Genomic DNA, 16,515 nt, shown 5'->3' with positions numbered 1-16,515 from the left:
ATATATTATTTTATTATTCATAAAACTCATTTCATTTTTTGACGATACGTATTGTTTGCATCTGAGTTCCCGTAACTAACTTACAAAGATAAACTCCATCAGAAAATCCTCTCAGATCAATTTCGTGTGTGTGAATTCCGGTTTCCTGATTCTTACTATAGTTCAGCATAGCACGTCCTCCTATACTGTATAAAGTAATATCCACCAAGCCTGACTCGGAAAGTTCGTAATGCAAAGTTGTTCGGTCAGCAGTTATCGCCGGAGTACAATAAGCTTTCTTCATACTGTCTACAGTTCTTATAGAGGTAATCTCTCCTTCTGTTACAACTCCTTTCACTGTGACGCCATAAAGACAAATTGATTTCCGATTGGATTTACTGCTATACCAGGGATATACACGTAAATAAAGTGTTTCTTCTCCTTGAAGTTCTATAATCTCTTTCAGAGAAATGGGATACATAGTATTGGATACATTAGAGGGACGGTTACTTATCAGTGTATACTCGCCAAATCCCGGATCCTTAGAACACATTACCCGGAAACACATACCATTGCCACCGGAACCACCGGCATACAGTCCGATAGAGTCGATATTGAAAGTCGTACCTGCATTGGCAGTTACAGAAAATTCAATATAACGGCTATAGTTCACATCGATTTCATTCTCCGGCCAGTCATCACCTTCAATAATGTTTCGCTGTGTTTTTGTCTCCGGATCTACCAATCCATCTATCCAGGTAGTCGGATTACCCGGTTTGGCATAACGATCAGCATACATCTGGCTAAAAACCTCTTCTGCTGCCAATATCGGACCGGTAACAACCGCCTTGGTATCCTGATTTAACTGCCAATAGGCCTGAGCTTCTACTCCTCCCTCAAAAGAGACTCCCTCACCAGTCAGAGTTGCAGTTTTAATACTTGTACCGTTACTCACAGTTAGCGTCCCGCTTTTTACACCTTTCTCTGTTGGCAGGAATTTTACATAAACAGAAGTCATGGGCAAGTTTCCATTTTCATACCCAATCTCCGCTACAGAAGCAAAACCTCCGATAGCATTCAGAGAAACCACAAATCCCTCTGAAGCAGAGATAGTTACTTTACCACTACCCGGCGTTAAATCAATACCACTGATTGAAAAAGCATACACAGAACCAGCATTCAGATAACTCTTTCCAAAATTATGAGTCGTCGGATTAATCAATACATCCGGATCAGCATTAAAATACTCTGTCAATAATCCCTTTGCCACCAGGCCTTGTACAGCCAGACGAGCGTAAAGAGTAGCTCCATATTCTCCTATATGAGTACCGTCTCCTACATTATATATAAGTTCTACTGCCTTCTCCTCTCCGTATTCATCGCAGATTTCACGTGTCAGGGCAGTATGATCCACCAATGGACAATTCAGTTCCCGGGCAACCTCTTTCATGGCAGCTACATAATCCAGATTTTTGCCGGAAGACATTATTACATCTGCTCCTAAGTTATGGGCTCCTTTATCCGTTATTTTATTTCCACTGAAATAACCACGTACAATAGGAGTAAACAAAATTGGATTAGCTCCCAATTCTCTAACTTCATTTACATACTTTCTCAAATACTCCTGATAGGTAGTCCATGGATAAGTTCCGATCTCTCCATCGGCTCCTGCATGCTTCTCATCGTTGTGTCCAAACTGGATGACAACATAATCTCCCTCTTTGATTTGTGGTTTTACCGTTGTCCAGAAGCGGCTCTCTTCATAAAATGTTTTAGAACTTGTCCCACTCTTGGCACGGTTATTCAGTGTAGCACCGTTAACCATAAACTGTGGGAGCATTTGAGGCCATCCTCGCTGGCCGTTAGTATTAACAGAAGGGTCAGTTGATTTCTCTTCCATCGTAGAATCGCCGATGGTATGAACTGTCGGGGCTTGCGCAAAAGCAGAAGCAAGCCCAAGACTGCAAACAGCAGCCAAAAGAAAAGACTTGAATTCGTTTTTCATGATTGATATGAATTGTTTTTCGAAAGACAAAGCTAATGCAAGCCTTTTCTTTTTTATTGCACATTCTATTCAATCTCCCAATTGAACAAATTGTGCAATAAAATCGAATAACAATCGATATCCAACCAATCAATTTTTCCACATGATGGCAAAAAAATTCCACACAAAGACTTTATATAGAAGATTTTGCATTGTTTTAATACAAGCCTAAACTGATTTTTACTCTATCACCGAATCATGTTCTTTCAGATAAATACGCAGCAGTTCGAAAAACGCAGGAACATCCAACAACACAATGTTTTCATCCTGTGATTTCACCTCATCCATCACTTCACAATACCAGGTAGGTTGCTTCAGAATATTACGAAACCAATGAAAAGGTAATGCCGAACGTTCCTTCACACGTTTCACGATTCTTGCGGCAGCAACTTTAGGATCATCGTCATTTATATCCAGATCGGCACGAATTACAGGCATATTACCATGCAATGAGGCAGTTACGACCTTCTGAGGTACAATGCCATTCGGACTAAAAGAAGCATAACAGTCCAAACCCTCTTTATTCAATCCCGGAGCCTGTCCGTCGATAACAAAACCGGTTACGGATAAACCCCACTTCTCATAATACTTCTTACAATGCCTGCCCCATACCTCCAGACCAGACGGAAGTCCTGACAATCCACGAGGTTCTTGCAACATACCCGGCATTATATATCCCGCACCGTTATCGGCCGAAGCAAAATAATCATTTGGGGTAGCCGTTGTGCGGAAGTTATGCATAATATGCGGTACACGTTCGGCCAATACAGGACTGATACACCACATCAATGGTAATTTCCCCCGGTTAGGATCATCCCAAATAGAAGGTGTACGTTGTGATATCCATGCGGAAGCATCATAATCGCCGACATAAAAGATAATAAAATTCCTGCCGTCCACGTTTACTTTACCATCTGCTGTCAGTAATCCTCTTTTTTGTAGTTCTTTACGAGAAATCCAATCTTGAGCATATTTCTTTTTTGTAGGAAAGTGTTGCCAAAAAGAAGCATTCGCCAACGCACCATAGCTGATGGCGTCCGCATCCTTAAAAGCATTGTATGCACTGATGATACGGCTGAACTCCCACTCCGTAGGCACATCGTCATGAATACCAGAAGCATGCATTGTATACTTATAGGCCCAGGAAGGAAACCCTCCGATATAACACATCTTTTCATTCTTATTCTGTTGATAAGCCAATAACAACATTTCTTTCAAAGTATTCAAATCTGTACCGACAGGTTGAGAAGGATCATCAGTAGCCGGCTCGTCTCCCCAGGGAGATAAATCGAAAAAGAAAGCTCTTTTACTCACAAAAAAGTCATGATTACTCAAGGTATGATGATTTTTTACAGCAGCAAAGGGTCTTTGCTTCCAATATTGGTCAATATAATAAGCGGCAAACTCCGTATTGCACTTACCTGTTTTCAGGTATTTCTCTATAAACCAAACATAAGGATCGTTCTTCAAAGAACCGGTAGAGTAACGTTCTGTTCCCGGAATCTTTGTTCCTGTCTTACCGGTAAACATAGAAGTGCCATCGGGATTCAACAACCATCTTTTCACCGGTAGTTTCGGTCCGTGCAGCACAAGGCGATCATATAAACTTCCGGGAGTATCGTCGTAACGAATGGCCACCAAATTTTCAATACCTGCTACAGAAGACGCCACATTGCTGGTAGAGGGAACTTTACCATCATAAACGACCACCCCTTCTATATAAGGAACATATGCTGTGAATAAATCCTCCATTGTCCGATACGTCCGAGTTTCACGTCCGCACAACCATTCTCCCTTCTGACTGTATTTATTCCACCAATAACCATCGATATCATTATCGCCCTCCATCACAAAGTAAACATACAACCGGGGAATATCCCTGTTTACCACTCCTTGTAAGGTAGACACAGCATGAACATCATCCCAAGCCAAATCGAGTCCTTGCGTTGTATTCAAATCAGCATGGAGTGTATAACGCAAATCATAAATACCAATTTTATTCCCGGCAAAAGCAGTATATGTCATCAACAATAATACGGCTAAGAGTTTTAAATATCTATTTGTCATTTTTCAATATCCATTATAAGCCTACTCCATAAATAGTAGTCAAGTTATTAATAATATTATCAATTCATTTACTGAATTCTGACCTTTATCTTCTTCAAATCTTTTCCCTCGGAAGATGTTCCGTACAAAACCTCATACTCTCCTGCCATTACCCGCATTACATTAAATTCAGGATCAAAAAATTCAAAGCTGTCATTTGGCAAATGAATAGAAATTTGTTTCTTCTCACCAGATTTTACATGAACACGCTTAAAAGCTCTCAATGTTTTTAACGGCCCTTCTTTATCCTTCAACTTACGTATATAAACCTGTATTACTTCTTCACCATCACGTTCTCCTGTATTTTTAATCCATAAATCCAGATTTACCGACTCATTTGCATGGATCCTTTTCTTACTCAATTGAGCTTTTCCAATTTCAAATGAAGTATAACTCAGTCCATACCCAAATGGAAATAAAGCTTCTCCCTTAAAATAGCGATAAGTACGTCCCTGCATATTATAATCTTCAAAATCCGGAAGTTGCTCCGTTGTTTTATAAAATGTGACAGGTAAGCGCCCGGCAGGGTTATAATCTCCAAACAAAACATCGGCTACTGCCGTACCTCCTGCTTGTCCCGGATACCAAGCCTGAATAATGGCATCCGCCAGATCTACTTCGGCAGACAACCCGATTGCACTTCCTGAACATAAAATCAAAATTACCGGCTTCCCTGTCTTATATAATTCCTGCAATAGATCACGCTGTATTTGTGGCAATTCGATTACTGTCCGGTCTCCTCCTCTAAATCCCGGAAAAGAAATAGGTAATTCCTCTCCTTCCACTTTCGGAGATTTCCCTCCGACAAACACAATAGCCTCGGCATCACTTACCGTTGCTGCTATTTCATTCGGATTAAAGTGCTTTGTATATCCTAAGTCAAATTGCAATATACCTTCTCCTCCGGCCTGCATATACTCAATCCTGATATCATATTTCATTCCAGCGTGTGCATCTAAGATATAAGACCGGGCTTCGGCACCATGTTGTCCCCAATTATCAATCACTTTTTTACCATTTACAAATACCCGATAACCGTCATCCCCATTTATATTGAAAGTTACTTTCCTGTCTTCTTCCGGACAAAATATACTTTGATAGCATGCTGTAAAGTTGTTTAAATTTACGTCCGGAGCAAAGACCGTAGCCCCACCCGTATGGAAATTAAAAGGAGAACCGACCAGTGTTTCGGTCACTTCCTTTCCTGCAAACTCCAGTTGATTCCAATAAGAAGCTTTAAAACCGATCTTTCCTTTCCAAGAGCATCGGTTGAATAAACTGACAAAAGTATCCCCTGTAGTCAACTCGCACCCTTTATCATAAATCACCTGTCCTCCAACTAACTTATGGGTAATTCCTTCAAGGATAGTGACTGTATGAGAGGGAAAACCGTTGTAATTACCCCACATCATAATCGAATCATTTGCATTAGGACCTATAACCGCTATCTTACCACAATACTTAGATAAAGGCAACGTTCCATTCTTATTTTTTAGTAAAGTCATCGATTTACGTGCTATCTCAAGAGCTTTCATCCGGTGCTTTTCACTATCAACAACCGTATATGGTATATCAGACCAAGAAACTAAATGCTCTTCATCCATCAACCCCAATTCGAAACGGGCTTTCAATAAACGGGAAAGTGAAACATCGATCTGCTTCTCTGTTATTATTCCTTTTTCAACAGCCTTTTCCAAAGACTGATAATCCACACCACAGTCAAGATCCGTTCCGGCTTTCACGGCAGCAGCAACGGCAGATTCTTTAGTAGAGTGTGTTTCATGATGTCCTTTAAGATAAAAATCACTGATTGCACCACAGTCAGATACAACAAGCCCGTCAAATCCCCATTCCTCACGGAGAATATTATATAGTAAACGATTACTGCCGCAACATGGCTCGCCTTCAAAGCGATTGTAAGCACACATTACTTCTTTAACTCCTCCCTGTTGTACCAAAGCCTTAAAAGCCGGCAAATAAGTTTCCCACAAGTCTCTGGGAGAAATGTTCTCCACATCAAAACGATGACGATTCCACTCCGGACCGCTATGTAATGCATAATGTTTGGCACATGCATGAAGCTTGTCATATTTGCTTTCCGAAGGCCCTTGTAGCCCACGAACGACGGCCAATCCCATCCGGGAAGTCAAATAGGGATCTTCTCCATAGGTTTCCTGCCCTCTTCCCCAACGGGGATCCCGGAAAATATTCACATTAGGAGTCCAGAAAGTCAATCCCCGATAACGTTCGCTTCCATCTTTATTTTCGGAATGATGATATTTAGCACGAGCCTCATCAGAAACACATTCAAAAACTTGCTTTACAGCACAATCATCAAAGGTAGCAGCCATGCCGATCGCCTGTGGGAAAACAGTGGCTAAGCCTGCCCGCCCCACACCGTGCAATGCTTCATTCCACCAATTGTATTGTTTGATGCCCAAACGCGGAACCGGCGATGAATAGTCGCACATCAACAATACCTTTTCATGAAGAGTGAGACGTCGTACTAAATCTTCTACCCGCTCTTCAACCGGTAGATCAGGGTTATTAAACGGTAATATCCCTTGTGCTCCTACCGAAAGAGAAGATAAGAACAAACAAAAAAAGAGATAGATCCTCATTGCTCTATTTTTACATTTTTTTGAACTACATCTAAAAAATATCGTCCGATAAGAATCGGATGTTCCTTACCGGACGATAATCAAATATCTAAGAGAATTTATTTTACGATTACTTTCGTGGTGATTGATTCACCTTTTTCTGTCACAAACTTCAACATGTATATTCCTTGTGATTGACTAAACGTTGAAATTCCATTCGTTACAAATGCCTTTTCCACCATCTGCCCATACATATTATAGATAGACATTTCCAATGCTTGAGTCGCATCGATTCTTATCATCCCTTTATCCGCCGAAACGTTCACAATATCTCCAAGTATGTTCTTCCCAAGAGAAGATGCTCCGGCGGGAACATCAAGAGATACCTCAAATACATTACAACCACTTTCGATTTGGAAAACCATGTATAAATCATGAATACCCGTTACCGTTGTGCTCATATCAGCTCCCGTACGTTTCGGATCACTCCAATTATTAGTGCCTTGTGCAACAACACTTGCCAAAACCGATTGTCCTTCCAATATCGATAAATCGGCAAATTCTTCATTACTAAAAGGCAAATCAAGATAAAAATCAAATGAGCTGTTATTGATTTTAGCCTGGTCAGAAGAGTGTTTAACAAGAATACGTTTAAATATTCCGTCTTTAAAGTCAACTCCACTCAACTTCACCACTACTCCTCTTGAAGTATAACCGATATTTGAACCTTCAAACCGTGCTCCATCAGTACCAACCGCTATAATTTCAGCAGGATTTTCAACACCACCCATAGCATCGAAAGTCATAGTATATGCACTTTCTGTCAGTTTTTCATCAATGAGTTCTATCTTTTCCGGTTCGTCATCTTCCATTTGCCAGGGTGTTCCTTCAATCAATTGAACTTCTTTCAAATTAGTCGCAGCTGTCCATTTCACATATAAATCATGTTTCCCGCTAATCTTTTTAGTAATATTCTTAGCCAAAGTGCCATACATTGTCCAAAAGAAATCTCTTGCCGTCCAGATCTTAGCTACCAGATTATCCTCATTGTTCACGTCGTCAATATAAAGCATAAGAAAACCTGACGGATTAGTACCACCACCATGTGTAGATACTACTGCTATCTGCTGATAAGTATTACCATCTTTAAAGTCAACATCAGCAAATTTTACTACAACACCTTCTCCGGTCCATCCAATTGCCCCCTCATCATTGAGGTGAGGATCAGAATCTGCTTTTTCTACAATCTCTGCATTTTTTGCCAATAACGATTGATATTGATATACCGGATCTTTCATTTCACCCATATCGGAATCACTTAATTCCTCCGTATAGAAAACAACTTTTTTAAGATTACCTTCACATTCACGATATCTTACATACACATCACCCTTACCTGTCGGACGAGCAACATCTCCTCCTTCCGCATAAAAGTTATAACGGAAGGTACGATAATACTGAAATGCACCTGTTCCGTTCACTTGTACGTCATTAATCAGAACACCACCATTGTCCGGATTACCAAGATAGAAGTCCAGATAACCTTCCATTGCCTTATTCTCATGAGCAATTTCAACAGAACAACCTGCATATTTTTGTCCATCAGCAAAATCCACTTCTCCTAAACGCAGGGTAGTACCTTCTTTGGTATTACCGACACACTTATTAATCACATCAAAGCGCGCATCGTTAATAATTTCAACTCCACTGTCCTCAGTCATCTTGAAGACCAGATCCTGTGCAAATAAATTCGCACCGAACAATAACATAATCATCAAAGTAAAAATCTCTTTTTTCATAACATTCTTTTTAAGTTAATAAATTAAAGTATCTCATTGTTTCACTATTTTCCCGCCGGCACAGAAAGTATCTCCCTTAAGAGAATAGATAAAAAGACCCTTAGGAATACTAAAACCGGGATTCCAGGTAAAAGTCACTACATTTTCAGCTACGACCTGTGAATCACTATAGACCAGATTACCGGAAGAGGTATAAATGTACAGTGTGAACTTCCCACCTTCCTTAGCAGGTACTGATATATTAATATAATCGGTGAAAGGATTCGGATAAGTAATCGCTTTTACCACTTCAATACCTCCTATTCCAGTAGCATCACCAATCTCTTGTATTGAGAATAATTGATTATCCGCGCCTGTAAAAGGTGCCAGACCAAGAACTGCATTTTCTTTATCAGAAGAATCAACCACTTCAAGAACAGTACCCGTACCTTTTGCAGTGATACAGAAATAGTTTTCATCTACACATTGTATCCCCCACTTAGCCACATCGACAGTCGTATCAAACGGGAACTGCTGAATATACTTATTCCCTCTAACAGTCATAAAAAGTTTCGAACTACCCGATTGAAAGCCGTAAAAAGCATCACCAACCAAATGCAAATTCCATGACAAGGAGCCCTCGTCTACATAAGTTTTTTGCACAATGCTCGTACCATTCACCTGGTTATCAACAGATAATCCAATCGCTTTCCCGCTATGTTTTGCCACTATTTTATATGTTTTATCAGACTGAATTTCGGGTAAATTGTACTCCGTACGAGTAAAATCTATGTAATCAAGATTCATACTACCATCCAGAAACAAGACTTTCAGCATCTGTTTTCCTTCGGACAGATTAACATATACACTGTAATCGGAATATTCCGATTTTTTTTGTGATTCAACCGTAGTCAGAACTTTATCGCCAAGCATCACGGTAACTCCTGCTTTAGAAGAAGTAGATGAATAATTAATATCCATTCTGTAAACGCCGGCTTCCTGTACATCAACAGAATAATTCAACCATTCTCCAGTAGCAGTCCAACCGACATAATACCCCGTTCCACCTTCTCCTATCCCCACAAAATCACCGGGTTCTGTTCGGTATTTCCCTCCCTGATTACTTTTAGAAGTATCATAAAAACCCACTCCCTGACCACCTTTATCAAAATCTTCTGCTTCTATGCGTCCCGGAATACTCAATTCTTTATAAGGGGCATGTACACTTTCAAAATATTGACGTGAAGTTGCCATTAAATCACTGGCTTTTAGGAAGACATACTTACCGGGAAACTCCGCATTCAATTGTTCTACTACGCTATTAATGCCCGGATAACCATCTCCTCCCATTCCTGCCTGTACCATATAAACTCCTGTGAAAACCGGATAATTCTCTGATACGGAAACACCGGAAAGATAATTATACAATTCCTTCTTATTAGAAACAACTCCTCCGGTACATATTACAGGCATCCCTAACCAATCATAAGCATCCCGATAGGCACCGTTAGTCCATGCAATAGTTCCCAGTACTCCGGTTTTCACAAAACCATTATTAAAGAATGGTTGTGCCGGCCAACGAAGAGAAGAGGCCGTGACAGACATACCTGCCTGATAAAGCCATTCACCATTCATTTCACACCAACGTACATAATCCATGGGCTTATAAAGAGCTTCCTGAATATACTGAACGCCGGACGGACCACCGATAAATTCATCATTTTCCGTTGCATTCTCATAGTAATACCGCAGGATAAACGGAGCAATCTCCATCAATGCAGGCGATAATGTCATCGAAACCGGAACCTTTCCCCTACCTTTCTGATTAAAAATATCATATGTGGCATTGTGGTTAAATTGAATATTATCGCCATCACTCCAATGCAATGCTACGTACACTTTTCCTTTTTCGGCAGTTACAGCCTTTGGTTCAGGTTGTTTAAATGTTTCTGTTGGAAAAGAAGAATAAAAACTTGCATTCGGGAAAATATCCCCTACCAGAAAGCCCCATCCTTCAGGATTAATAGCATCATTCAAATCATCGCCATGCATTCCGTATCCCAGTACAAATGAGTTTTTAGGATAACCCTCCGTATTAAGTATACGCTTAATGATATTTTTCCCCTCTGTAGAATGGTTGTCAAGCCAGAAAGTAAAAGAACGGGTTGCAACGGCATAGTCGTATAACCGCCATGGAAAACCTTCCCAATCATCGCGCAGTCCAAGGCTGAAGGTTATTTTTTTATTCAACTTAGGCATAAGTTCCGCCAAAGCCCAATCATAAGCTTCCGACAACGTAAACCAACGATTGCGTATATCGACAATTTCTTTGTCCCAACCGAATTCTTCCACCAATGTGTTTTTCAATTCTTCACTAACAGGCAAAGCATTCTCGGCACAAGCTATCATCACAGCCATATTCCAATTAAATCCGTTTACCTTAAAATCGCACACGATAAGTTTGTCCAAACGGTCTTTATAATTCCGAAATAAAGTACGCAGTGCTCTATTCTCACCGGTACTAACATTATAAGCCGGACGTCTATACGGTTTCTTAGTATATTTGAACCAGGTTATTTCATGTGAATCATCCCCTAAAAAGAGCTCTGCTGAATCTCGGTTAATTATTCCCTGAAATACCCTGCATATTAACTTTGCTTCGGTTTGATCGGTCGAAATACTCAAGTATACAGCTTCCTGTACAGCTTTCATTTTCGGGAAAAAAGCCGGAAACTCTTTTCCCTGAGTGAAAGTGCAGACACAAAGCAATAATAACGATATCATTATTGTTTTCTTCATACCTTAGTTTATTTTAAAGTAACTATTTGTTGAAGTTGTATAGCATCAGAGGCTGTACCAACCATAAACAGATAATCGCCGGCAGGAGTGTAAAATTCCCCTTCCTCTTCATTCCAGAACCGTAATTCAGACTTTGGAACAGTCAAATTTATCTGCTTACTTTCTCCTTTTTTCAGATGTATTCGTTCAAAACCTTTCAGTTGTTTTAAAGGCAGTTTTACCTGAGAGTCACTTCCCTGATATTTCACATATAACTGAGCGACCTCATCGCCCTCATACTTTCCGGTATTTTTCAGAGTAAAACTTACTCTCACTACATCACCGGCAGGATCGATACTTAGCTTTTTATAAGAGAAAGTAGTATAACTCAGCCCGTGTCCAAACGCATACAGGGGATTACCCTCAAAGAACTGGTAAGTACGTCCTTTACGGATGTCGTAATCATCGAATGCGGGTAATTCATCCAAACTGCGATAATAGGTTAAAGGCAGTTTTCCTCCGGGATTGTAATCACCAAACAGAACTTCAGCCACAGCAGTACCTCCCGCTTCTCCGGGATACCAGGCATTGACAATAGCAGGAATATGTTCGTCCATCCAGTTTATGGCCAATGAACTACCGGCAACCAGAACCACTACGGTATTTGGATTTATTTTATAAGCTTCCTCAATAAAAATCTGTTGGTCTTTCGGTAACTCAATCGAGTAACGGTCTTGTCCTTCACGCTCAATGGATTTATTTATTCCTAATACAGCAATTGTCAAATCACATTTTCTCATGATGTCACCAGCCTCTCCATATAAATCTATCAACTCTTTTTTATTGGTGTCTGGTGCATGCCAATACAGTTTGGCAGATGCTTCACCTCCATTGTCAAAGTATTCAGCAACCAATTCATATTTTTTTCCTTTTTCCAGAAATAGAGATATACTATCTGCCTGCACACCTCTGTTATGCCATGAATCTATCATCTTCTTTCCGTCGATATATAACCGGCAACCGTCATCGGTAGCAAAAGCCAATATATATTTTCCCGAAATAGTAGGTACAAGATCACCGCTCCAACGGATAGACAATGGAGATTTTGGCAAGAAAGGGTCAGGTGCCTGATTGGCCGGTTCGAAATTGATGTTATCATCTATACGTACTTTAGGAGTACCTGCCAAATCCTTATTATCGTAATATTCAGCTTTCAGACCATTCGGAAAATAAGATTTCGTTATCATCTCATATCCCGAAGCAGAAGAAGTCCAGGGAGAATACATTACTTCGACCTGATCTCCCACTCTCTTTTTAATTCCTTCGAGTATGGACACAGGTTGATTAACCGGTGTACCACTATAATCACCAAACTCACTATTTCCTGCATTTATCCCAACTACAGCTATCGATTTTATCTTTTTAGAGTCAAGTGGCAAGAATTTCTTTTCATTCTTCAACAAGACGATGCTCTGACGAGCAGCCTCAAGAGCCAACTTACTATGCTTCTCGCATCCTACTACAGAAGGAGATATTTTATTGTAAGGATTCAAAGCCGGATCGTCAAACAGACCAAGACGCATGCGAGCTCTCAAGACATGATAAGCAGCAGAATCAATTTCCGCTTCACTTACCATATACTGTTTATAGGCATTAAGCAAAGGTTCCATATAAACATTATCTCCACATTCCAAATCAAGACCAGCCTGTATAGACAAGGCCGCGGCAGCCTCCAATGTTTTCACATATTTATGATGTGTTACCAAAAAACCGGGTCCTCCGCAATCGGAAACCACATACCCGTCAAATCCCCAGTCATGGCGGAGAACTTTCTTCAACAACCAGTTATTCAACGTACAAGGAACATCATTAATAGCATTATAGGCAGTCATTATAGAAGCAGCCTTTCCTTCGATAATACATTTTTCGAATGCCGGCAAATAATATTCTCTCAAATCTTTCTCACTAATGATAGGATTACATTCAAAACGATTATGTTCCTCATTGTTTGCTGCAAAATGCTTTGGTGTTGATACTATCTTCAGATAGCGGGGATCATCTCCCTGCAGCCCCTTTACAAATGAAACACCGAGTTTTCCGGACAGAAAGGGATCTTCACCATAAGTCTCCGGGGTACGCCCCCAACGCGGATCTCTTGCCATATTTACTGTAGGAGACCAGAATGTAAGTAAATCACTGAATTGCCCCAACTGTTTTTTCCCTTGTTCCAACTCATTCCATCTTGCACGTGCTTCATCTGAAATAACCGTCGAAATCTCGTTCAGCAATTGAGGATTCCACATAGCAGCCAATCCGATAGCTTGCGGAAATACGGTAAAGTTTCCTGGACGTACAACTCCGTGTAACGCCTCATTTCCATGATAATACTTATCTATATGAAGTCGTGGAATACCCGGTGAAGTCGCACGCAGTAATGAGATCTTCTCTTCAATGGTCAATTTAGATAATAAATCAAGAATGCGCTCGTGCCGAGGGGCATTCATATCCAAATAAACATCTTTACCATTCTGTGCCTGGGCAGTAAACACGTAAACCAGACTTACTACAAAAAATAATATTCTTCTTTTATTCATTTTCATGTTGTTTAAGGAGCCACAAATTCAAATATTTCAGAGTAGTTATATCGTTTCAGAGTAGAGTTATAACTGCAACTGGAAAGAGCCGCCAAGCGCAGGTAATATTTTACTCCACTCTCCAATTTATCGAGTGTAATTTCCTGATCTTTACTTTCAATTGTTTCGTCACTGGTCCGGCTTAAAGTCTTCTTCACACTCAACCCGTCATTGTATCCTCCATTGTAATAAGACACAACCGGCATCGTATTACATAAAAGCCATACCTCGGAAATCGTTTTCTTACCAATCTCCATTCCTTCGGGAACAGCAGAACGTTTCAACGAAAATTTCACAGTCACTTTTCCAGCCTCTCCGGGTATCACTTCCATTAATTTTATTTTCAGATAAGGAGTTACTTTAAAATTATGATCGGTTACTCCTTTCAAAGTCAGTTCTTCTTCTGCCACCGGAAAGAAAGGACCTTCGATCGGTGATACCTTATAGTCACCTCCAAATAAGGCAACATTACGAAATGTACCATTCGCTTTCGCCCAGAAATAGAGAGGGGTCGGATCTTTATATCCCAGGTCGAGTAGTTTGATACGACAACCATCGGGCTGTTCTGTATATACAACTTCGCCAGTTTCACTATCTATCAAACTACCGTTAATTCCGGCATTGGGAGCATCATAGTTATCTAATTCAAAACAAGAAGATAACAATACAGTAAGCAATACAAACAATATATCCTTTTTCATATCTTTCTTTTTTATTAATCAATTAATATCCGGGATTCTGAACTATATTCGGGTTCAGATTAATCTGTTCATCATTGATTCGGATGTAATACATATAAGGTTTAAAATCATGAGCATTACCAATCTCTGTTTTCTTGAATATCCACTTTTTCGTATTAGCTACATAGTATGGATACAAGCCTTTCATCTTTACATTATTCATCACCTTATCGGCTTCTCTCCATCTCTTCAAATCCCAAAAACGATGATTTTCATACATAAATTCTACCTGCATCTCTTCACGAACCGCTTTAACGGTTAATGCCGGTGCATCCTCCACTCCCGCACGGTCACGGACGTCATTCAGATAAGTAAGGCCATTAGAAACATATTTTGTTTCACCTGACGAAGCAAGTTCGGCTGCTGCTTCTGCATAGTTTAACAGAACTTCTGCGTAACGGAATTCCAACCAATCCTGGTCCTGACTACTATGTTTCGGATCATTCGGAGCATTTCCTTCAAAAAGAAACTTCTTAATGTATAACCCTGTAATAGTAGATTCGGAGGTTCCGCCTACTCCCTGTTTGCCAATCACACTCAAAACTGTATCACCATACTGAATCTCATCCGTAAAAGCTCCACCTTCTTTCAAGACTTTTACACTTTGACCATTAAGTTCAACCACTCCTTTCTGAATGTCAATGATTCCACTTACATCACCTTTCGCATTGGTCCATTCGGAACCGGGAATCATAATGGTAGCATATAAACGGGAATCACGGCCTTTGAACAAATCTGTCCGTTTATCAAATTCCTGAATCTTGCCCGATGTATCCACTACCCATCCGGATGAATTCGTATTCAATGCTCCCGATGTTCCATCGGCCATTTTAAAAGCTTCCGCAAGATTTAACGTAGGACTTAAACGTGATCCGTACCCTTCGGGCAGACGATACCCCCAAGGAGAATTCCATAAATCCCAATTATGGGTTTTACCCGGATACTGGTACTTCTTTACAAAAATAACTTCCGGACAATCGTCTTTTACCCAAAACAATTGTTGATAATTCTTTGCCTTATCAGCATTAGCTCTGTACAGACTATAATTGCCTTCTCCAATAATTATTTCTGCGGCAGCAATCACTTCTTCATAATACTTTTTAGCTTTATCAGGATTATCAAAACCTACCACCCCATTTTTATCATACGTACCATACTTAGCAATAGAGGCAGCAAAAAGCATTGCCCTCGTTTTAAGTGCTGCAGCCGAAAAGCGATTCATTCTATATTTTTCACTTGCAACCCTCTCTTTCGGTAAATATTCGATGGCATAATTCAAATCCTTCAAGATAAAGTTGTAAGATTCTTCTTCCGTATTCCGGGATACCAGCAAAGCTTCCAGATCATCGGGATCATAAACTTGAGGTGTCTCTATAATAGGTACTCCACCATATCGCTTTACCATACCAAAATAATACCAGGCACGGATAGCGCGTGCTTCCGCCAAAAGTTCAGTTTTTCTTGTTTCAGTAAATAGTACCGATGTACCGAGCTTCTCAATCAACTCATTTACATTACGAACATTATCATATGCCCACCACTGATTCCACATTCCATTACCTGTAGGTCCCATTATTTCATGCGGCCACTCACAATGTATAGCCTCGTCACAGCTAAGTGCTGGTACGAAACAACCGGAAACCCAATTATTAAACCCAGATTCCGAACCATAATTAAAATCTTCGATAGGCAACCGATTATACAGAGTCGACATATAAGCTTCAATGCCTGCTTCCGTTCCAAAAATCGGATCTTCCGTTATTTTATTTAAGGGAGGTAAGTTCAAAAAATCATTGCATGACGAAAATAAGCCCATCATCAATGCAAGTATCAAATATATTTTCCTTTTCATGGCGA

8 protein-coding genes are annotated in these 16,515 nt (G+C 40.2%); all 8 read right to left on the bottom strand.

What is annotated here, in order from left to right; all coding sequences use genetic code 11:
* Nucleotides 1–31 precede the first annotated feature (31 nt).
* Nucleotides 32–1,984, bottom strand: coding sequence for a GDSL-type esterase/lipase family protein (locus tag K8P02_RS01670; RefSeq protein WP_002559510.1), 1,953 nt, complete (start codon nt 1,982–1,984; stop codon nt 32–34).
* 219 nt (nt 1,985–2,203) lie between these two features.
* Nucleotides 2,204–4,090 (bottom strand): GxGYxYP domain-containing protein, encoded by a 1,887-nt coding sequence (locus K8P02_RS01665; protein WP_025866486.1) that lies wholly within the window; start codon nt 4,088–4,090, stop codon nt 2,204–2,206.
* 68 nt (nt 4,091–4,158) lie between these two features.
* Nucleotides 4,159–6,750 carry a xylan 1,4-beta-xylosidase gene (xyl3A, locus tag K8P02_RS01660; RefSeq protein WP_025866487.1) on the bottom strand — a complete coding sequence of 864 codons (2,592 nt, stop codon included), beginning with the start codon at nt 6,748–6,750 and terminating at the stop codon, nt 4,159–4,161.
* 98 nt (nt 6,751–6,848) lie between these two features.
* A complete protein-coding gene (locus K8P02_RS01655) occupies nt 6,849–8,528 on the bottom strand; it encodes a T9SS type A sorting domain-containing protein (protein WP_025866488.1) in 1,680 nt (559 codons plus the stop codon).
* A gap of 33 nt (nt 8,529–8,561) precedes the next feature.
* Nucleotides 8,562–11,306, bottom strand: a complete 2,745-nt coding sequence (locus tag K8P02_RS01650; protein ID WP_025866489.1) for a carbohydrate-binding protein — start codon at nt 11,304–11,306, stop codon at nt 8,562–8,564.
* An 8-nt stretch (nt 11,307–11,314) separates the two neighbouring features.
* The gene (locus K8P02_RS01645; RefSeq protein ID WP_025866490.1) at nt 11,315–13,879 is read right to left on the bottom strand and encodes a glycoside hydrolase family 3 protein; all 2,565 of its coding nucleotides are present in this window, start codon (nt 13,877–13,879) and stop codon (nt 11,315–11,317) included.
* Nucleotides 13,880–13,890: 11 nt separating this feature from the next.
* A complete protein-coding gene (locus tag K8P02_RS01640; RefSeq protein ID WP_025866491.1) occupies nt 13,891–14,619 on the bottom strand; it encodes a DUF3823 domain-containing protein in 729 nt (242 codons plus the stop codon).
* Between the two features lie 22 nt (nt 14,620–14,641).
* Nucleotides 14,642–16,510: a RagB/SusD family nutrient uptake outer membrane protein gene (locus tag K8P02_RS01635; RefSeq protein WP_025866492.1), complete on the bottom strand. Its 1,869-nt coding sequence runs from the start codon at nt 16,508–16,510 to the stop codon at nt 14,642–14,644.
* Between the last annotated feature and the right edge of the window lie 5 nt (nt 16,511–16,515).

Source organism: Bacteroides nordii (assembly GCF_019930665.1).
Taxonomy (GTDB): domain Bacteria; phylum Bacteroidota; class Bacteroidia; order Bacteroidales; family Bacteroidaceae; genus Bacteroides; species Bacteroides nordii.
Note: the sequence above shows the minus strand (reverse complement) of the source record. Positions and strands in the feature narration are given on the sequence as shown.